The 20025-nt window shown below is 63.3% G+C and carries 20 protein-coding genes; 13 read left to right on the forward strand and 7 right to left on the reverse strand.

Annotated features, from left to right (window positions below):
• Nucleotides 1–7 precede the first annotated feature (7 nt).
• Nucleotides 8–637: a TetR family transcriptional regulator C-terminal domain-containing protein gene (locus tag DH10_RS07500; RefSeq protein WP_192243557.1), complete on the reverse strand. Its 630-nt coding sequence runs from the start codon at nt 635–637 to the stop codon at nt 8–10.
• A 254-nt stretch (nt 638–891) separates the two neighbouring features.
• On the opposite strand from DH10_RS07500, the gene aptA reads away from it, so the two are divergent.
• The 6 genes from aptA (at nt 892) to DH10_RS07530 (ending at nt 6468) form a co-directional block, all read left to right on the forward strand.
• Nucleotides 892–2220 carry an omega-aminotransferase AptA gene (gene aptA, locus DH10_RS07505; protein ID WP_192243274.1) on the forward strand — a complete coding sequence of 443 codons (1329 nt, stop codon included), beginning with the start codon at nt 892–894 and terminating at the stop codon, nt 2218–2220.
• Nucleotides 2221–2344: 124 nt separating this feature from the next.
• Nucleotides 2345–2755, forward strand: coding sequence for an endonuclease domain-containing protein (locus tag DH10_RS07510; RefSeq protein WP_343221488.1), 411 nt, complete (start codon nt 2345–2347; stop codon nt 2753–2755).
• A 15-nt stretch (nt 2756–2770) separates the two neighbouring features.
• On the forward strand, nt 2771–4021 hold the full coding sequence (locus DH10_RS07515; protein WP_192384574.1) for a Zn-dependent hydrolase: 1251 nt from the start codon (nt 2771–2773) through the stop codon (nt 4019–4021).
• A 154-nt stretch (nt 4022–4175) separates the two neighbouring features.
• Nucleotides 4176–4556, forward strand: coding sequence for an endonuclease domain-containing protein (locus DH10_RS07520; protein WP_343221489.1), 381 nt, complete (start codon nt 4176–4178; stop codon nt 4554–4556).
• A gap of 80 nt (nt 4557–4636) precedes the next feature.
• The gene (gene hydA, locus DH10_RS07525; protein WP_192243266.1) at nt 4637–6088 is read left to right on the forward strand and encodes a dihydropyrimidinase; all 1452 of its coding nucleotides are present in this window, start codon (nt 4637–4639) and stop codon (nt 6086–6088) included.
• Between the two features lie 2 nt (nt 6089–6090).
• A complete protein-coding gene (locus DH10_RS07530; RefSeq protein ID WP_312891172.1) occupies nt 6091–6468 on the forward strand; it encodes a hypothetical protein in 378 nt (125 codons plus the stop codon).
• 23 nt (nt 6469–6491) lie between these two features.
• Here DH10_RS07530 and DH10_RS07535 read toward each other — a convergent pair whose 3' ends face one another.
• Entirely contained in the window at nt 6492–6896 is a 405-nt protein-coding gene (locus tag DH10_RS07535; protein ID WP_192243263.1) for a cupin domain-containing protein, read from the reverse strand.
• 116 nt (nt 6897–7012) lie between these two features.
• Between DH10_RS07535 and DH10_RS07540 the strand changes: the two genes are divergently transcribed.
• From DH10_RS07540 to DH10_RS07555, 4 genes are read left to right on the forward strand one after another with little or no spacing between them, the layout of a single operon-like run.
• Nucleotides 7013–7804: an ABC transporter ATP-binding protein gene (locus tag DH10_RS07540; RefSeq protein ID WP_192243261.1), complete on the forward strand. Its 792-nt coding sequence runs from the start codon at nt 7013–7015 to the stop codon at nt 7802–7804.
• Nucleotides 7805–7807: 3 nt separating this feature from the next.
• Nucleotides 7808–8686: an ABC transporter permease gene (locus tag DH10_RS07545; protein ID WP_192243259.1), complete on the forward strand. Its 879-nt coding sequence runs from the start codon at nt 7808–7810 to the stop codon at nt 8684–8686.
• Nucleotides 8683–9837, forward strand: a complete 1155-nt coding sequence (locus tag DH10_RS07550; protein ID WP_192243257.1) for an ABC transporter permease — start codon at nt 8683–8685, stop codon at nt 9835–9837. The genes DH10_RS07545 and DH10_RS07550 overlap by 4 nt, the downstream gene beginning before the upstream one ends.
• Before the next feature lie 39 nt (nt 9838–9876).
• Entirely contained in the window at nt 9877–10848 is a 972-nt protein-coding gene (locus tag DH10_RS07555; protein WP_192243255.1) for an ABC transporter substrate-binding protein, read from the forward strand.
• Between the two features lie 139 nt (nt 10849–10987).
• Here DH10_RS07555 and DH10_RS07560 read toward each other — a convergent pair whose 3' ends face one another.
• Nucleotides 10988–11446, reverse strand: coding sequence for an Lrp/AsnC family transcriptional regulator (locus DH10_RS07560; RefSeq protein ID WP_126093047.1), 459 nt, complete (start codon nt 11444–11446; stop codon nt 10988–10990).
• 123 nt (nt 11447–11569) lie between these two features.
• Here DH10_RS07560 and DH10_RS07565 point away from each other — a divergent pair, with 123 nt between their 5' ends.
• Both DH10_RS07565 and DH10_RS07570 read left to right on the forward strand, forming a co-directional pair.
• Nucleotides 11570–12853 (forward strand): cystathionine gamma-synthase family protein, encoded by a 1284-nt coding sequence (locus DH10_RS07565; RefSeq protein ID WP_192243253.1) that lies wholly within the window; start codon nt 11570–11572, stop codon nt 12851–12853.
• Nucleotides 12854–13016: 163 nt separating this feature from the next.
• Nucleotides 13017–13463, forward strand: coding sequence for a CHRD domain-containing protein (locus DH10_RS07570; protein WP_192243251.1), 447 nt, complete (start codon nt 13017–13019; stop codon nt 13461–13463).
• A gap of 152 nt (nt 13464–13615) precedes the next feature.
• On the opposite strand, the gene DH10_RS07575 is transcribed toward DH10_RS07570, so the two are convergent.
• From DH10_RS07575 to DH10_RS07585, 3 genes are all read right to left on the reverse strand, one after another.
• The gene (locus DH10_RS07575; protein WP_192243249.1) at nt 13616–15265 is read right to left on the reverse strand and encodes a thiamine pyrophosphate-binding protein; all 1650 of its coding nucleotides are present in this window, start codon (nt 15263–15265) and stop codon (nt 13616–13618) included.
• A complete protein-coding gene (locus tag DH10_RS07580; RefSeq protein WP_192243247.1) occupies nt 15262–16437 on the reverse strand; it encodes a CaiB/BaiF CoA transferase family protein in 1176 nt (391 codons plus the stop codon). The genes DH10_RS07575 and DH10_RS07580 overlap by 4 nt, the downstream gene beginning before the upstream one ends.
• A 113-nt stretch (nt 16438–16550) precedes the next feature.
• The gene (locus tag DH10_RS07585; RefSeq protein WP_192243245.1) at nt 16551–17510 is read right to left on the reverse strand and encodes an alpha/beta fold hydrolase; all 960 of its coding nucleotides are present in this window, start codon (nt 17508–17510) and stop codon (nt 16551–16553) included.
• 207 nt (nt 17511–17717) lie between these two features.
• Between DH10_RS07585 and DH10_RS07590 the strand changes: the two genes are divergently transcribed.
• Complete coding sequence (locus DH10_RS07590) at nt 17718–18728, forward strand: ribonuclease T2 family protein (RefSeq protein ID WP_192243243.1); 1011 nt, start codon at nt 17718–17720, stop codon at nt 18726–18728.
• Between the two features lie 13 nt (nt 18729–18741).
• Here the strand turns inward: DH10_RS07590 and DH10_RS07595 are convergent, their stop codons facing one another.
• The gene (locus DH10_RS07595) at nt 18742–20025 is read right to left on the reverse strand and encodes a GGDEF domain-containing protein (RefSeq protein WP_343221490.1); all 1284 of its coding nucleotides are present in this window, start codon (nt 20023–20025) and stop codon (nt 18742–18744) included.

A 20025-nucleotide genomic window follows, 5' to 3' on the forward strand; every position in this document is an offset into this window, starting at 1 on the left:
TTGGATCTCAGCCTTTCGGTTTCAACCCGTCGAGGAACAACTGCTCGAGGAAGCGCGCGGCGTCCTCGAAGCGGCCTTCGCCGCCGCGATCGGGGCCGAGCACGGCGCGGACCTGGACATCGAAATCGGCATAATGCTGTGTCGTCGCCCAGATCGAGAAGATCAGATGCCAGGGGTCGGTGCGGGCGATCTTGCCGGCGCGCATCCAGCCCTTGATGACCGTGGCCTTCTCGTCGACCAGCGTCTTCAACTCGCCCTCCAGCATAGGCATGATGCGCGGCGCACCTTGCAGGATCTCATTGGCGAAGAGCCGGCTTTCGCGCGGAAAATCGCGCGCCATTTCGAGCTTGCGGCGGATATAGCTCTTGAGTTCGGTCATCGGGTCGCCGATGTCGTCGAGCTCGCGGAGCGGCGCCAGCCATGTGTCCAGGAGCCGCTTCATCAACGTCTCGTGAATGTCTTCCTTGCGGCGGAAGTAATAGAGAAGGTTCGGCTTCGACATGCCGGCGGCTTCGGCGATCTGGTCGATGGTCGAGCCGCGAAAGCCGTTAGTGGAGAAGACTTCGAGCGCGGCTTCCAGGATCAGCTCGCGCTTTTCCTGCTGGATGCGGGTGCGGCGGGGAGCTGAGCCTTCCATCGTGTCCGTCATCCTTGCCGGCCGCTGTTGCGCGGTCTTTCTGGACCAATCCTCTGGACCAGTTTTTCTCCGAGCCGTGGAGCGCGCTTTCGATGCCGCATTTCCGCTAGTAGTCCCTTGACCGCCGACAGGGCGGTGCTAACGTTTGTCCAACCGGTCAAAATTTTGCGTAGCACGAAAACGCAACGAAGACCAAGCCTTGGGAAGACCAAGCGTTAGCGCACCGAAACAGGTTACAAGGGGAAATCTTGGTCATGTCCAACCGGCTGAAAGTCACGCCGAACGATCTCAGCGCATTCTGGATGCCGTTCACGGCAAACCGGCAGTTCAAGCAGGCGCCGCGCATGTTCGTGTCCGCCAAGGACATGCACTACACGACGAGCGACGGCCGCAAGGTGCTCGACGGCACGGCCGGCCTGTGGTGCGTGAACGCCGGACACTGCCGGCCTAAGATCACCGAGGCGATCCAGCAGCAGGCAGCCGAGCTCGACTATGCGCCGGCCTTCCAGATGGGTCACCCGATCGTGTTCGAGCTGGCGAACCGCCTGGTCGATATCGCGCCCAAGGGCATGGACCATGTCTTCTTCACCAATTCCGGCTCGGAATCGGTCGAAACCGCGCTGAAGATGGCGATCGCCTATCACCGCGTCAGGGGTGAAGGCTCGCGCACCCGCCTGATCGGCCGCGAGCGTGGCTATCATGGCGTCAATTTCGGCGGCATCTCCGTCGGCGGCATCGTCAGCAACCGCAAGATGTTCGGCACGCTGCTCGGCGGCGTCGACCATCTGCCGCACACCCACCTTCCGGAGAAGAACGCCTTCTCGAAGGGCGTGCCGGAGCATGGCGCGGAGCTGGCGAACGAGCTGGAACGCCTGGTTACGCTGCACGATGCCTCGACCATTGCTGCGGTCATCGTCGAGCCGGTCGCGGGCTCGACCGGAGTCATCCTGCCGCCGGAGGGCTATCTGCAGAAGCTTCGAGAAATTTGCACCAAACACGGCATATTGTTGATCTTTGATGAAGTGATCACCGGCTTCGGCCGCCTCGGCGCGCCGTTCGCGGCGGATTATTTCGGCGTCGCTCCGGATATCATGACCACGGCCAAGGGCGTCTCCAACGGCGTCATCCCGATGGGCGCGGTGTTCGTCAAGAAGGAGATCCATGACGCCTTCATGACCGGCCCCGAGCACATGATCGAGTTCTTCCACGGCTACACCTATTCGGGCAACCCGATCGCCTGCGCCGCGGCCCTCGGCACGCTCGACACCTATAAGGAAGAAGGCCTGCTCACCCGTGGCGAGGAGCTGGCGCCTTATTGGGAAGACGCGCTGCACTCGCTGAAGGGCGAGCCGCATGTCATCGACATCCGCAATATCGGCCTGATCGGCGCGATCGAGCTGGCGCCGATCGCCGGAAGCCCGACTAAGCGGGCCTTCTCGGCCTTCGTCAAGGCGTTCGAGCGTGGCGCGCTGATCCGCACCACCGGCGACATTATCGCGCTGTCGCCGCCACTGATCATCACCAAGGGCCAGATCAACGAGCTGATCGACCATGTTCGGGATGTGTTGAGGTCGATAGATTGAGAGACCGGGCGCGGATATCCCTCCCCCTTGAGGGGAGGGTGGCCGCGAAGCGGCCGGGTGGGGTCCGCGGCGACGCGCGCCGACCTGATCTTTTGCGAGGTCGTTCCTGATGCCTAGGACCCGCGTGAGTTTCGAAATGCGGCAAAAAGCGCGCGCGCTTCGAATTCACGCGACCAAAGGTGAAAACCTGCTTTGGTATGAACTGCGCGAATTGAAGGCTTCTGGTCTCAAGTTCCGCCGACAGTGCCCCATAGGGCCATACATCGTCGACTTTGCCTGTCTCGCAGTAAAGCTGATCGTTGAGATCGACGGCGATTTGCATGAGCATGACAAAGGCAAACGCCATGATGCTGTCCGCGACGCCTATTTGCGTTTACTCGGATACGACGTCTTTCGTGTCGATGAGCCCGATGTCATAAACAGTGCCTGGCACGTCGCGCAGGTGATCAAGGAAAAGGCCGCGCGTATGGCCGGCGACCCCACCCGACCGCTTCGCGGCCACCCTCCCCTCGAGGGGGAGGGGGACGCCGCGTAAATGAGAGGACTTTGAATGACCGCCCCCGGCGAGAATCTGCGTATCAATTCAGACCGTTTGTGGGACTCCTTGATGGAGATGGCGAAGATCGGCCCCGGCATTGCCGGCGGCAACAATCGCCAGACGCTCACCGATTCCGACAGAGAAGGCCGCGAGCTCTTCAAATCCTGGTGCGACGAGGCCGGGCTCACGATGGGCGTGGACCAGATGGGCACCATGTTCATGACGCGCGCCGGCACCGATCCGGACGCGCTGCCCGTCTATGTCGGCTCCCATCTCGACACCCAGCCGACAGGCGGCAAATATGACGGCGTGCTTGGCGTGCTCTCAGGGCTCGAGGTCGTGCGCTCGCTCAACGATCTCGGCATCAAGACCAAGCATCCGATCGTCGTCACCAACTGGACGAACGAGGAGGGCGCGCGCTTCGCCCCGGCCATGCTCGCTTCCGGCGTGTTCGCGGGCGTCCACACCCAGGACTACGCCTATGCCCGCAAGGATCTCGATGGCTTGACCTTCGGCGACGAGCTGAAGCGGATCGGCTGGGTCGGCGACGAGAAGGTCGGCGCGCGCAAGATGCAAGCCTATTTCGAATACCACATCGAGCAGGGACCGATCCTCGAAGCCGAGAACAAGCAGATCGGCGTGGTCACCCACTGCCAGGGCCTGTGGTGGCTGGAATTCACGCTGACCGGGAGGGAGGCGCATACCGGCTCGACGCCGATGAACATGCGCGTCAATGCAGGGCTGGCCATGGCGCGCATCCTGGAGATGGTGCAGACGGTCGCGATGCAGAACCAGCCCGGCGCCGTCGGCGGGGTCGGGCAGGTGAAGTTCTCGCCCAATTCGCGCAACGTTTTGCCGGGCACGGTGATCTTCACCGTCGACATCCGTTCGCCCGATCAAGCCAAGCTCGACGGCATGCGCGCCCGCATCGAGAAGGAAGCGCCGAAGATCTGCGAGCCGCTCGGCGTCAAATGCTCGGTCGAGGCCGTTGGCCATTTCGATCCCGTGACCTTCGATCCGACGCTGGTCGGCCGTGTGCGCACGGCCGCCGAAAAGCTCGGCTACAGCCACATGAACCTCATTTCGGGCGCCGGCCACGACGCCTGCTGGGCGGCCAAGGTGGCGCCGGCGACCATGGTCATGTGCCCCTGCGTCGGCGGCCTCAGCCACAACGAGGCCGAGGACATCTCCAAGGAGTGGGCGGCGGCAGGCGCCGACGTGCTGTTCCACGCGGTGGTCGAGACAGCGGGGATTGTGGAGTGAAGCGGCGGCGCTGTACCCCCACCCCTAACCCCTCCCCACAAGGGGGAGGGGGACTGGCATCGCCGCCGCTTTCTCCGGTAGCGCAGCACTTTAATAGTGGGATGATGATAGCGCGGCGCCAAACCTCCCTCCCCCTTGTGGGGAGGGATTGAGGGTGGGGGTACTCGCCTTGGCACCGACCGCGATCGACCCGACCATGATCACGCGCGCAAGGGCGCTGCGCCGAAACATGACGGAGGGCGAACGCAAGCTCTGGTCTGAGTTGAAAGAGTTTCGTCGCCTTTATGGGCTGCATGCCAGGAAACAGGCACCTATCGGGCCATACATCGTGGACTTCGTCCTGCATGAGAAGGGCGTAGTCATCGAGGTGGATGGCGAACACCATTTCACGCCGGAGCGGATGGAGAAGGACCAAAAACGTGACGCCTGGCTTGGCCAGCAAGGCTATCGCGTGCTCAGATTTTCTACTGGCGAACTGGCGGAATCCTTCGACGGTTGTGTGGAAGAGATATTGCGGGAAGTTGGCGTGATGTAGTGTCGGCCCCCCACGTCTCGTATGTTTTGAACAACTAAAGCGCTCCGAAGAAGCGCAGCAAGAAAAAGGGAACAAGAGAAATGACCAAAGTCATCAAGAACGGCACCATCGTCACGGCTGACCGCACCTGGAAAGCCGACGTCGTGTTCAGCCACGGCAAGATTATCGCCATCGGCACGGATCTGCATGGCGATCACGAGTTCGACGCCACCGGCTGCTACGTCATGCCGGGCGGCATCGATCCGCATACCCATCTCGAAATGCCCTTCATGGGCACCTATTCGGCCGACGATTTCGAATCGGGCACGCGCGCGGCGCTTTCCGGCGGCACGACCATGGTCGTCGATTTCTGCTTGCCGGCGCCGCAGCAGTCGCTGCTCGAGGCGCTGCAGATGTGGGACAACAAGACGTCGAAGGCGTCCTGCGACTATTCCTTTCACATGGCCATCACCTGGTGGGGGAAGCAGGTGTTCGACGAGATGGCGACCGTGGTCGACAGGGGCATCACCTCGTTCAAGCACTTCATGGCCTACAAAGGCGCGCTGATGGTCGACGACGACGAGATGTATGCGTCGTTTCAGCGCTGCGCCGATCTCGGCGCGCTGCCGCTCGTCCATGCCGAGAACGGCGATGTGGTTGCCGCGCTCTCGCAGAAGCTGCTTGCGGCCGGCAACAACGGCCCGGAAGGCCATGCCTATTCGCGCCCGCCGGAAGTGGAGGGCGAGGCCACAAATCGCGCCATCATGATCGCCGACATGGCCGGTGTGCCGCTCTATGTGGTGCATGTCTCCTGCGAGCAGAGCCACGAGGCCATCCGCCGCGCCCGCCAGAAGGGCATGCGGGTATTCGGCGAGCCGCTGATCCAGCACCTGACGCTCGACGAGACCGAGTATTTCAACAAGGACTGGGACCATGCGGCGCGCCGCGTGATGAGCCCTCCCTTCCGCAGCAAGTGGCACCAGGATTCGCTGTGGGCAGGCCTGCAGGCCGGCTCGCTGCAGGTGGTGGCGACTGACCACTGCTCCTTCACCACCAAGCAGAAGCGCAACGGCGTCGGCGACTTCACCAAGATCCCGAACGGCACCGGCGGCCTCGAGGATCGCTTGCCCATCCTGTGGACCACCGGCGTGAACACCGGACGGCTGACGATGAACGAGTTCGTGGCGGTGACCTCGACCAACATCGCCAAGATCCTCAACATGTATCCGAAGAAGGGCGCGATCGTCGAAGGCGCGGACGCCGACATCGTGGTCTGGGATCCGAAGCGCAAGAAGACGATCTCGGCCAAGAAGCAGCAGTCGGTGATCGACTACAATGTCTTCGAAGGTTTCGAGGTGACCGGCCTGCCGCGCTTCGTCTTCTCGCGCGGCGAGCTCTCGATCGAAGAGTCCGACGTCAAGGTCAAGATCGGCCACGGCGAGTTCGTCGCGCGCGAGCCGAACGCCGCGGTCAACCGGGCGCTGTCGACCTGGAAGGAGATCAGCGCGCCGCGCAAGGTGGAGCGTTCCGGCATTCCGGCGACCGGAGTTTGAGCGTGCGCGCAGCTCCCCTTTTCGTCGCGGCAGCCATGCTGCTGGCCGCCGGCCAGGCCTTTGCGGCCGGCATCGACCTCTCCAAGCCTTACGGCAACAAATCCGGCTGCATCAACAAGAACGGCCAGGAAGTCTATGCCGAGGACATGCTGCTCCTGACCAGCGAGGCATTTGTCACGGTGGCGAGCGCCTGCACCTTCACCGACAAGAAGCCCCAGGCGGATGGCTCCCTTTTGGTGACAGCGCAGTGCGAGGCGGAAGGCGAGGAGGGGCAGACGCCTGCCCATTTCACCATCAAGCGCAGCGCCAAGAGCCCGAAGAAGCTGGTGATTGCCGGCGAGGACGGCACCGTGATGGGCGAAGTCTCCCGGTGCAAATGACGGCGAGAGCCCATCCTTCAGCTTCAGGCGACCAACGCATCCAGTTCCGGCAGCAGGACCACGCTTTCCTGCTCGTTGGGATCGGTGCGGGCGATGACCGCCGAAGAGGGCGCGCCGCTCAGATTGGCCGGCAGATGCGGCACGCCAGCCGGGATGTAGAAGAGGTCGCCGGCCTTGACGAGGATATGATGCTCAAGCCGGTCGCCGTACCAAGTATGGACCTCGCCGGAGAGCACATAGATCGCCGTCTCGTGGTTCTCATGCATATGCGCCTTGGCGCGGGCGCCGGGCGGGATGGTGAGAAGATGCATGCAGATGCCGGAAGAGCCGACGGTCTCGGCGGCAATACCGGCGAAATAGCTCAGCCCCTGCTTGCCTTCATAAGTGCTTTCAGGGCGAATAAGATGACAAGTGGATTTAGGCGACATCGGCAAGGCTCCGGGCGTCGATCGAATGGGACTGGACGAGTGGAAAACAACATCGACGCAAAAGCAACGGGATTTCATCCTGCGCGGCAGCGGCTGCGAAAGGCAGGTTTCTGCCAATGAGCGGACAGTCGCCAGCCGTCGTCTCGGCAAGCAAACTCGGCCTCACCTTCCAGACCAATGATGGTCCGGTACAGGCACTGTCCAATGTCGATCTCACCATTGGCAAGGGCGAATTCGTATCGTTCATCGGGCCGTCTGGCTGTGGCAAGACCACCTTGCTGCGCGTCATTGCCGATCTGGAGAAGCCGACGGCGGGGGCCATCTCGGTCAACGGCATGACGCCCGAGCAGGCGCGCGAAAGCCGAGCCTACGGCTATGTCTTCCAGGCGGCAGCCCTGTTTCCGTGGCGCACGATCGAACGCAACGTGGCGCTGCCGCTGGAGATCATCGGCCTCTCCAAGGCGGAGCAGGCGGACCGCATCAAGCGCACCATGGAACTCGTCAACCTGTCTGGTTTCGAGAAGAAATATCCCTGGCAGTTGTCGGGTGGCATGCAGCAGCGCGCCTCGATCGCTCGCGCGCTGGCCTTCGATGCCGACCTGCTTTTGATGGACGAGCCGTTCGGCGCGCTCGACGAGATCGTGCGCGACCATCTGAACGAGCAGCTTCTCTCGCTTTGGGACCGGACCAACAAGACGATCTGCTTCGTCACCCACTCGATCCCCGAGGCGGTCTATCTGTCGACGCGCATCGTGGTGATGTCGCCGCGGCCGGGCCGTGTCACCGACATCATCGAATCGACCTTGTCCAGGAAGCGGCCGCTCGACATCCGCGAAACGCCGGAATTCCTGGCGATCGCGGCGCGCGTGCGCGACGGCCTGCGGGCCGGCCACTCCTACGAGGACTAAGGAATGGACTCCTTCCGTTCCAAGATCATCCCCGTCACCACCATCCTCGTCGGCGTGGTGGCGATCTGGTATGTCTTTGCCGTTATCCTCAACGCGCCGTTCCAGCGCGATCTCGACCAGCGCGCAAACGAGACGCCCGGCGCGGTCGAATTCATCGGCAAGACGCTGTCGCAGCCGAAGCCGACGCTGCCGGCGCCGCACCAGGTGGCGGTAAACTTCTTCCAGAATACCTTCCTGCGCAGCGTCACCTCCAACCGAAGCCTGATCTACAACGCCTGGGTGACGCTGTCCTCGACGCTGCTCGGCTTTGCTTTCGGCACGGCGCTCGGCATCGTCATCGCGGTCGGCATCGTGCATGTGGCGACGCTCGACTGCAGCCTGATGCCGTGGATCATCGCCTCGCAGACCATTCCGATCCTGGCGGTGGCGCCGATGATCATCGTGGTGCTGGCGGCGATCGGCATCACCGGCCTGATCCCGAAGGCGCTGATCTCGACCTATCTGTCCTTCTTCCCGGTCGCGGTCGGCATGGTGAAGGGCCTGCGCTCGCCCGAGCTCATGCATCTCGATCTTATGCACACCTATAATGCCAGCGCCTCGCAGACCTTCTGGAAACTTCGCGTCCCGGCCTCCGTGCCGTTCCTGTTCACCTCGATGAAGGTGGCGGTCGCGGCAAGCCTCGTCGGCGCCATTGTGGGCGAACTGCCGACCGGCGCGGTCGCCGGAATCGGCGCGAAGTTGCTGGCAGGCGCCTACTACAGCCAGTCCATCGACATCTGGTCGGCGCTGGTCGCCGGTTCAGTGGTTGCTGCGCTGCTGGTGATGGTGGTCGGCATTGCCGGCCGCCTGGTCGACCGCGCCATGGGCGGGAGGCCGGCATGATCTGGCTGAAACCATCCTGGCAAGCAGTGCTTGCGATCCTCCTTTGCCTGGTGGCCTTCGCGCTTGGCGCGATGTCGAAACCGGAAGCGGCCGCGCTGGCTGAGCCCGCTGCGACGATCGCCTACCCGTATATGGACACGAAGGGTCTGATCCTCGCGCTGCTGCTGATCGCGGCGCTGGTTTCCACGGTGAGACTGGCGCCACTTGTCGAAGGCGTCGTGCTGTTCGTTGGCGCCCATATTGCCGCCTGGCTGCTGATCAAAGGCATAGGCGGCTTCGAGGGCACTGCGTTGGCGCCTTACTTTTTGGCTCTCGCAGCCGCCTGGTTGCTTGCCTGGCGCTGCGTGGGCCTCCTGTCTTCGCTAAGGCCCGCGGCCAATGGGGCGAAGACTGCATTGCGCCTGGTCATCCCGGCGATCTTCGGCGCCTGGATCCTGATCATCTGGGAAGCGGTGACGCGCGGCGCCGGCATTCCCTTCATCCTTTTGCCGCCGCCGAGCGCCATCGGCGCGCGTATCGCCAACTCGCTGCCGATCCTGGGGTCGGACGTTCGGCAGACGATCTTCAAGGCGGTGCTGATCGGTTACATCGTCGGCAGCTTCGCCGGCTTCATCGTCGCCATCCTCGCCGACCGTGTGCCGTTCCTGCGGCGCGGGCTGCTGCCGATCGGCAACATGGTGTCGGCGCTGCCGATCATCGGCGTCGCGCCGATCATGGTCATGTGGTTCGGCTTCGACTGGCCCTCCAAGGCGGCGGTCGTCATCATCATGACCTTCTTTCCGATGCTGGTGAACACGGTCGCCGGGCTTGCCGCCTCCGGCCATATGGAGCGCGACCTGATGCGCACTTATGCCTCGGGTTATTGGCCGACCTTGCTGAAGCTCAGGCTGCCGGCGGCAATGCCGTTCATCTTCAATGCGCTGAAGATCAACTCGACGCTGGCGCTGATCGGCGCCATCGTCGCGGAGTTCTTCGGCACGCCTGTTGTCGGCATGGGATTCCGCATTTCGACGGAAGTCGGGCGGATGAACATCGACATGGTTTGGGCCGAAATCGCAGTTGCAGCACTGGCGGGTTCGGTCTTTTATGGCGTGGTCGCTCTCGTCGAAAGAGCCGTCACGTTTTGGCATCCCTCTGTCCGTGGTGGATAGGGGCGGTGGGTTTGGGTGCTAACTTCAGAGGGTAAAAACATGAAAAGACTTGTAATTTCTGCTTTGGCCGGTGCGATGTCGCTGGCCGCTTTCCAGGCGATGGCCGCCGACAAGGTGACGCTGCAGCTGAAATGGGTCACGCAGGCCCAGTTCGCCGGCTATTATGTCGCCAAGGCCAAGGGCTTCTATGATGCCGAGGGCCTCGACGTCGACATCAAGCCAGGCGGTCCGGATATCGCGCCCGAGCAGGTGATCGCGGGCGGCGGCGCCGACGTCATCGTCGACTGGATGGGCGGCGCGCTCGCTGCCCGCGAAAAGGGCGTGCCGCTGGTCAACATCGCCCAGCCGTTCAAGAAGGCCGGCATGGAGCTGGTCTGCCCGAAGGACGGCCCGATCAAGACCGAAGCCGACTTCAAGGGCCATACGCTCGGCGTCTGGTTCTTCGGCAACGAATATCCGTTCTATGCCTGGATGAACAAGCTCGGCCTCAAGACCGATGGCGGCAAGGACGGCGTCACCGTGCTGAAGCAGAGCTTCGACGTGCAGCCGCTGATCCAGAAGCAGGCGGACTGCATCTCGGTCATGACCTATAACGAGTACTGGCAGCTGATCGACGCCGGCTACAAGCCGGAGCAGCTTACCGTCTTCAACTACTCGGCCATGGGCAACGATCTGCTCGAGGATGGGCTCTACGCGCTGGAAGACAAGCTCAAGGACCCGGCCTTCGAGGACAAGATGGTGCGCTTCGTGCGCGCCTCGATGAAGGGCTGGAAATATGCAGTCGACAACTCGGATGAGGCGGCCGGGATCGTCATGGACAATGGCGGCCAGGACGAGAACCACCAGAAGCGCATGATGGGCGAAGTCGCCAAGCTGATCGACAACGCCGACGGCAAGCTCGATCCGGCGACCTATGAGCGCACCGCCAAGGCGCTGCTCGACCAGAAGATCATCGCCAAGGAGCCGTCGGGCGCCTACACCACCGCGATCACCGACAAGGCGATCAAGTAGGCCGACTAAAGCGCGTCGTGTCTGAATGGATTCAGGCGACGCGCTTTAAGTTGTCGTTTATGCATGTCGTTACCCCAAAACCGCTGCGCACTTTGGGCGACATGCACTGACGGCACATCCTGATTTTGAGAACGGCGCCTCAGAGGCGCCGTTCCTTTATGGTGTTCATGACGAAGCTGGTCTCGATCGAGGCGACACATTTCAGCCGCGCGATCTTTTCCTTGATGAAGCGCTCGTACTGTTCGAGGCTTCCTGCCACGACCTTCAGCACATAATCGCGCGAGCCGGTGACGAGGTGGCATTCCAGGACCTCTTCCCAGCCGCGGATCGCTTCCTCGAACATAACGATCTCGTCCTCGTTCTGGCGGCTGAGCCGGATGGTGGCGATGGCAACCATGCCCCAGCCGAAGGCGGCCGGATCGACCAGCGCGGTGTAGCCCCTGATAACTCCGGCTTCCTCCAGCCGCCGCACGCGCCTCAGGCAGGGTGACGGCGACAGACCGATCCGCTCGGCAAGCTCGTTGTTGGTGATGCGGGCGTCGGCTTGCAGTTCGCGCAGGATCTTGCGGTCGAAATCGTCGGCTATCTTCTGCTGCACTTTCGGCTTCTCCGGGCAATATATTGCGGAAATGCGGCCACAAGAGCGCAAAAATAGCAAGGACTGCATGATCGGGATCGCATAAATTGCGGTGCGACACTCCTCGAAAAGCAGGAAAAAGCCATGACCGCGCCGCGCCCTTCGAAAACCCATATCGGCAACCACAAGCTCCACCCGGAGACGCTGATGCTGAGCTATGGCTTCGATCCGCAGCTTTCGGAGGGCGCCGTCAAGCCGCCGGTGTTCCTCACCTCGACCTTCGTGTTCAAATCGGCCGAAGAGGGACGCGATTTCTTCGACTACACCTCCGGCCGCAAGGAACCTCCGAGCGGCGCGGCTTCCGGTCTGGTCTATTCGCGCTTCAACCATCCCAACAGCGAGATCGTCGAGGACCGGCTGGCGATTTATGAGGGGACGGACGCCTGCATCCTGTTCTCGTCCGGCATGTCGGCGATCGCGACGACACTTTTCGCCTATGCTCGCCCGGGCGACGTCATCCTGCATTCACAGCCGCTCTATGGCGGCACCGAGACCCTTCTGACGCGCACGCTCGCCGGCTTCGGCATAGAGGCTGTCGCGTTCGCCGACGGCGTCGACGAGGCGGCGGTGCGCTTGGCTGCCGAAACGGCCGTCGGCAAGGGCCGCGTGTCGGTCATCCTGATCGAGACACCGTCAAACCCGACCAACAGCCTTGTCGACATTGCGCTGATGCGGAGGATCGCCGACGAGATCGGCGTCCGGCAAGGAACGACGCCGATCATCGTCTGTGACAACACCCTGCTCGGCCCGGTATTCCAGCGGCCTATCGAACACGGGGCCGATGTTTCGGTCTATTCGCTGACCAAATATGTCGGCGGCCATTCCGACCTGATCGCGGGTGCCGCCATGGGCAGCAAGGCGGTCACCAAGCCGATCAAGGCGCTGCGCGGCGCGATCGGCACGCAGCTCGACCCCCATTCCTGCTGGATGCTCGGCCGCTCGCTGGAGACGCTGTCGATCCGCATGGAGCGGGCAAACGACAACGCCCGCCTGGTCGCCGAATTCCTGCGCGATCACCCCAAGGTCGAGAAGGTGCATTATCTGCCGTTCCTGAACGAAGAAACCTCCGCCGGCCGCACCTACCGGGCGCAATGCAGTGGCGCCGGCTCCACGTTCTCCTTCGACATTCGCGGCGGCCAGAAGGCCGCCTTCACCTTTCTCAACAGCCTGCAGATATTCAAGCTGGCGGTAAGCCTCGGCGGAACGGAATCGCTGGCCAGCCATCCGGCGGCCATGACCCATTCCGGCATTCCCTACGACGTGCGCCAGCGCATCGGCGTGCTTGAGACCACGGTCAGGCTGTCTATCGGTGTCGAGCACCCGGATGATCTGATCGCGGATCTGGCGCAGGCGCTGGCGGCCGTCTGATCATTGCCTTCGTGGAATCCAGAAGGGGCGGGCGACCGCGCCTTTTTTGTTGGCGCCGGTAAAATATACGTGCGCAGGGAAACAAAGCGCCGGCCAACCGTTGCAATAGAGCATCCGCGCCGGGGGAGCCGTGGCGGATGCGTCAGCCAAACGGAGGTCCTCAATGCGCATCCTATCCCTGTCGCTGCTTTCGGCTTTAGCCGTTTCGACCGCCTTCCTGCTCGCATCGCCGGCCATGGCCGAGACGATGAAGTTCAAGGCGACGCTCGATGGTGGCCAGCAGAACCCGCCTGTCACCACCAAGGGCAAGGGAACTGCCACATTCACATTCAACACCACCAGCAAGAAACTCACCTGGAACGTCAAATATTCCGGCCTCAGCGGGCCGGCGGTGGCCGCTCACATTCACGGCCCGGCCGCGATGGGTCAAAGCGCGGACCCGGTAATCCCGTTCAAGAAGCTCAAGAGCCCGATCAAAGGATCGGCGACATTGACCGATGCGCAAGCCACCGACCTCGAGGCCGGCAAGTACTATGTCAACGTCCACACCAAGGCGAATCCGGACGGTGAGATCCGCGGGCAGATCGAGAAGGCCGCCGGATCGATGTAGCGGACTTTCCGCAGCCAGGAACGAGGCGGGCAACCGCCTCGTTTTGCTAGAGCAGTTCGTCGGTTCGCGAAACGCCGAACTGCTCTGACTATTTGTTTTTGCGCAATTCCGGACGGAAAACCGTTACACACTTTTCCTGGAATTACTTCGTCTCACGACTTGTCGCGGATCTGGGTCAATGTGCGGGTCGGGGTGATCGCTTCGGGATCGAGCCTGATCTCGACGATCGCCGGCTTGCCGCTGGCGCGTGCGCGCTCGAAGGCGGCAGCGAAGTCTTCGGTCTTCTCGACCGTCTCGCCATGGCCGCCACAGGCGCGGGCGAGAGCGGCGAAGTCCGGGTTCTTGAGGTCGGTGGCGACGACCCGGCTCGGATATTCCCGCTCCTGGTGCATGCGGATCGTGCCGTAGATGCCGTTGTTGACGACGACCACGATGATCGGCAGGCCGTATTGCACGGCGGTCGCGAACTCCTGCCCGTTCATCAGGAAGCAGCCGTCACCGGCGAAGGCGATGACCTCGCGGTCCGGGTGCAGCGCCTTGGCGGCTACGGCCGCCGGCGTGCCGTAGCCCATCGAGCCGGAGGTCGGCGCCGCCTGCGTGGCGAAGCGGCGGAAGCGATGGAAGCGGTGCACCCAGGTGGCGTAATTGCCGGCGCCGTTGGTGAGGATGGCGTCCTCCGGCAGTGCTTTTTCCAGGTAGTTCATGATCGGCCCCATCTGGACGGCGCCGGGGCCGGTCTGCGGTGGCGTCGACCATTCGAGATAGGCGGCGTGAGCTTTCGCCGTCTCGTCCGCCCATGACGGCGTGCCGGCCGGCCTTCGCTTGGCGAAAGCCTCGACGAAAGCCGACGGCGAGGCGTTGATCGCCAGGGTCGGCCGGTAGACGCGGCCGAGCTCGCCGGCATCGGCGTGGACATGCACCAGCGCCTGGTCGGGGTAGGGGCTCTTGAGCAGTGTGTAGTCGGAAGAGGGCATCTCGCCCATGCGGCCGCCGATAAGCAGCACGACGTCGGCCGCCTTGATCTGCGCCGCCAGCTTGGGATTGATGCCGATGCCGACATCGCCGGCGTAGTTCGCATGAAGATGGTCGAACAGCATCTGGCGGCGGAAGGAGCAGCCGACGGGAAGCGACCATGTCTCGGCGATCGTCTGCATCCGCGCCACCGCTTTCTCATCCCAGCGCGTGCCACCGAGAATGACGAACGGACGCTTGGCGCCGGCGAGCAGCATTTCCAGCGCGTCGATCTCGGCCTCACCGGGGCGCGTCTCGACCGGCGTGTGCGGAAGGGCTTCCGGCGCCTCGACCTCGCTGGTCAGCATGTCCTCTGGCAGTGAGATGACGACCGGGCCGGGGCGGCCTGACGTCGCCACCGCGAAGGCGCGGGTGACGAATTCCGGGATGCGCGAGGCATCGTCGATCTCGACCACCCATTTGGCGATGTCGCCGAAGAAACGCTTGTAGTCGACCTCCTGAAACGCCTCGCGCTCCTTGGCGTGGCTGGCGACCTGGCCGATGAACAGGATCAGCGGCACCGAATCCTGCATGGCGATGTGGATGCCGGCCGAAGCGTTGGTGGCGCCGGGGCCGCGGGTGACGAAGCAGATACCGGGCTTGCCGGTCAGGCGCCCCTGGCAGTCGGCCATCATTGCCGCACCGCCTTCCTGGCGGCAGACAATGGTGCGGATCGACGAGTCATGCAGCGCATCGAGCACCGCCAGATAGGATTCGCCGGGAACGCAGAAAATGCGGTCGGTGCCGTTCGCTTCGAGCGCCTCGACGATCAGTTGTCCGCCGGTCTTCATTTTGCTGATCTCTCCAGTTCGGCAAGAATTTCTTGCGTGTGCTCGCCAAGACGAGGCGAGGGGCGCTCATAGACGAGCGGGGTGCCGGACATCACCATCGGCGAACGCACCGAAGGCAGGCGATTGCCGTGGCCGTCGTCGAGGTCGAGCCGCATGCCGCGCGCGATCGTCTGCGGGTCGGCGAACATCTGGCCGATGGTGTTGATCGGGCTTGCGGGCACGCTTGCCGCTTCGAGCTTCGCCAAAAGCGGGTCGCGATCCCAGGTCGCCAGCGTTTCGATGATCAGTTCGCGCAGCTTCGCGCGGTTGGTGACGCGGGCGGGGTTGGTGGCGAAATCCGGATTGGCGGGCAGGTCGGTGAGACCGACCACGGCGCAGAACTTGGCGAACTGGCCGTCATTGCCGACCGCCAGGATGATGTGCCCGTCCTTCACCGGCAGCACCTCGTAGGGCGCGATGTTCATATGCGCGTTACCCATCTGCACAGGCGACTTGCCGGAGACGAGATAGTTGAGGTTCTGGTTGCCCAGCGCCGAAATCTGGCTGTCGAACAGCGCCATGTCGACATGCTGGCCTTCGCCGGTTTTTTCCGCGTGGCGAAGTCCCGCCTGGATGGCGATCACCGAATAGAGACCGGTGAACAGATCGGAGATTGCGACGCCTGCCTTCTGCGGCTCGCGGCCAGGCTCGCCGGTGATCGACATCATGCCGGCCATCGCCTGGATGATGAAATCATAGCCCGCGCGCGGCGCGTAGGGGCCGTCCTGGCCGAAGCCGGTGATCGAGCAATAGACGAGGCGCGGATTGATCGTCTTCAGGCTCTCATAGTCGAGGCCGTATTTCTTGAGGCCGCCGAGCTTGAAGTTTTCGATCAGCACGTCCGCTGTGGCAACGAGGCGGCGCAGCGTGTCGGCGCCCTCCGGCTTGGAGAAATCGATGGCGACCGAGCGCTTGCCGCGATTGCAGGAATGATAATAGGCCGCCGACAGGTTCTCGCCGTCATGGCTCATGACGAAGGGCGGCCCCCATTTGCGGGTGTCGTCGCCGCCGTCCGGGCTCTCGACCTTGATGACATCGGCGCCGAGATCGGCGAGCAACTGCCCGGCCCAGGGTCCCGCCAGGATGCGGGCGAGTTCGATAACGCGAATGCCTTTCAGCGGAGGCTCAGTCATGGATCACCGTGGTTTGATGAAGCGCAGCCTAGAATCCTGCTTTGTGCATGTCGTTATCCCAAAACCGCTGCGCACTTTTGGGCGACATGCACTATCAATCGTAGCCGGCTGTGTCACGGCTCATGCTGTGGGCCACGCCAGTCAGACTTCAGCGCGCTGTCTGCCCAGGCGGCGAAATCGCCCATAATGATGTCGCGGTTGATCTCGTTCAGGCTTTCGTGGCGGGTGTCGGCGTAAACCTTTGAAACCAGATTCGAAAAGCCCATTCGGTCCATGCGCCGGGCGAGATGGTGAACCGCCTTGCCATAGTCCGACGCCGGGTCCTTCTCGCCGCCGACCAGATTGACGAAGAGGTCGCGGCGCACGCCGGCAAAGCTGGAATCCTTGCCGCCGTGAAGCGCCATCTTGACCACATCGCGCCACATCGAGATGGAGGCATCCCAGCCGCAGAGCGGATCGGCGATGTATTTGTCGACCTCGGCCGGATCGCGCGACAGCCAGTCGAACAAGGTCCGGTGGTCGGGCACGGCCTTGCCCCAGGCCTGGAAGGTGAGCCTCGGCAGCAGGCGCGACGGCACGTCGGACCCCAGTCGCATCCGCTCCCAGCCGAGAATACCCAACGCCAACTGGCCGAGCAGGCCTTGCGAGAAATTTCCGTTCCAGATCGCTGCGGCATGAACACGCTCGGAATGGCGCAGGACGAAATTCAACGCGATCGAGGCGCCGAGCGAATGGCCGAAGACGATGACCGGCAATCCCGGATGCTCGGAGGCGATCAGGTCGTGGACGGCGCCGACATCCGCAATCACCTTGGCGATGCCGTCGACGTCGGCGAACCTGCCGAGCGGCGCATCGGGCGCCTTTGTCGCGCCATGGCCGCGATGGTCATGGGCGTAGACATGGAAGCCGCGCGGGGCGAGGAATTCGGCAAAGCGGGCATAGCGCTCCGCATGCTCGGCCAGGCCATGGTTGATCTGGATCGCCGCGCGCGGATTTCCACCGGCATGCTTCACATAGATGCATAGGTCGGCCCCGGTCGGTGAGGCCAGCCTGGTCTGCTTGTCGAATGGCATATCTCGCTCCCTTCGGGACTGATGGGCGAGGGTTTCGGCGGCGTCAAGAGAGCAGCGCCCGCGTGGACCAGGTTGACAGTATGCGCAGGAGCTGAAGCGTTCACCTGGGGATTATTTTCGCGCGGTGAAAAAGATCGCAATTCTGACACGTCGCCCGTTCTATTGTGACGAATCCAATACGGTTCGATGATCGCCGGGAGAGCGGGAATGCGGGTTTGGGCACTATGGGGTTCGGTCTTGTTGGCTGCGGCCGGCGCCGGCGCGGCGAAGGCCGACGTCAAGATGAGCGGCACTTTCGTGGCCGAGAGCGCCTGTCCGGCGACGCAGGCCATCAAGAGCGGCAAGAACCCCGGCGACGTGTCCACCGAAGCAGGACAAAGCTATCAGCTTCTGGCCGGCAACAAGGATGAGCCGACCCACTATCTCATCCAGGTTCCGGGCGCCGATCCGGAGCGGCGTTGGGTGAAGATCAGCTGCGGCCACGTCACCGGCGGCAGCGCGTCGGCCACGCCGTCGCCTGCCGGCCAGACCAAGCCGTCGCAGCCTGGTTCCGGCAAGCCTGAATATGTCTTCGCGCTGAGCTGGCAGCCCGCCTTCTGCGAGACCAAGGCCAGCAAGCCCGAATGCAAGGCGCAGAACCCCAGCGAGTTCGATGCTTCCCACTTCACGCTGCATGGGTTGTGGCCGCAGCCGAACGGCAATTTCTATTGCCAGGTGTCGGCGGGCGACAAGGCCAACGACAATCCCGCGCATTGGGGGGATTTGCCACCCGTCGATCTCGACGCCAACACGCGCGCCGAGCTCGACCAGGTGATGCCTGGCACGGCCTCCAAGCTCGAACGCCACGAATGGATCAAGCACGGCACCTGCTACGGCAAGAGCCAGCAGGAGTATTTCTCCGACGCGCTCGATCTGATGCGTGCGGTGAACGCCTCGCCGGTGCGCGATCTCTTCACCAAGAGCATCGGCAAGCAGCTGACATCGGACCAGATCCGCGATGCCTTCGACCAGGCCTTCGGCAAGGGTGCCGGCGAGCGCGTGCGCGTCTCCTGCCTTGTCGATCCGTCGAGCGGCCGGCGGCTGATCGGCGAGCTGACGCTCGGTCTCTCCGGTCCGATCGGCCCTGACAGCAAGCTCGCCGACCTGCTCAAGGCCTCGGCGCCGACGGGTAAGGCCGGCTGCCCGAAGGGCACGGTCGACGCGATCGGGTTCCAGTAGGCCGGCAGCCGGGTTAGGCGGTCTTTGGGGTCGCCTCACGGGCGCCGGCCTCGCTGCCCGGTTCGCCGATCACGCGGTCTCGGCCGCTCGACTTGGCCTTGTAGAGGCGCTGGTCGGCAAGCGCGAAGATGTCGGCCAGGCAGCGCGTCGTCTCGCTGACGGTGGAGACGCCGGCGCTTACCGTTATGTTGAAGCGGCTGGTGTGCGTCGAGGTCTTGACCGCGTTCCTGATGCCTTCGCCGAGCAGCTTCGCTAGTGCATGCGGCTGCGGGCACAGGATCGCAAACTCCTCGCCGCCGATCCTGAACACCTGCTTTTCGCTGCCGACGGTCTCGATCAACACGGCCGCGACCGATTTCAGCACCTTGTCGCCTTCGGCGTGGCCGAACCGGTCGTTGATCGACTTGAAGTGGTCGACGTCGACGATGAGCAGGCTGAGCGGTCTGGCGGTCCGGATGCCCGCCGCGACAGCCGCCTCGCCGTCGGCATCGAAGCTGCCGCGGTGCAGCAGCCCGGTGAGCCCGTCGCGGCCGACATGCTTGACCAGCGCCTCGTAGCGTTCGCGATAGGTGAGGGTGTCGAAGATGTCGGAGAGGCCGCGCGGCAGCGTGATGTCGTGGTCCTCGACCCACCTGAGATAGGCGACGAGCATGCCGCTGTAAGCGAGCGCCGCCGCCATCTTGGCGAACCACCCGCCGAAGAAGACCTCGATCGGTGCGCCGGCGACGAAATGCAGCGCGGTGAAGAAACCCGCCTGGTCGAATGTGAGCACACAGGCGACGCAGGCGAGGATACGGGCGAAAGGCATGTGGCGCAGATAGGCGCCGAGCTTTTCGTAGAGCAGGATGATCAAAATGGCGTCGACGAAGAGCAGCGAGGTGCCCCACACCATCAGCCAACCCATCTCGTCGACGAAGCCGATATCCGGCATCCTGCCGTCGGGAAGCGGGGAGATCGCATGCAGGCGCAGGATCAGCAACAGCACCAGTCCGATCATCAGCGCATTGCCGAGCAGCAGGCCGTAGATGGGCTGACGGACGGTCGCCGCGTCCTCCTTCATGTATAGCAGGAGCAGCATCACCAGCTTGCCGGAGAACAGCACGGCCGAACCCGGCGAGACCATGCCGAAGGGCAGCGCAACGTAGAAGACGCTGGCGAGGTAGGTTTCGAGGAAGTGCATGACGCCGATAGCGCAGACGAACACGCCAAGCCCGATGCGGCGCCGGAAGCGGAAGAGCGTGACCATGGCGCCGAAGTAGAGAACCGCTTCGGCAAGGAGCAGGACAGCGTTCAGCAC

Source organism: Mesorhizobium silamurunense, from assembly GCF_014843825.1.
In the GTDB taxonomy this organism is placed as follows: domain Bacteria; phylum Pseudomonadota; class Alphaproteobacteria; order Rhizobiales; family Rhizobiaceae; genus Mesorhizobium; species Mesorhizobium silamurunense.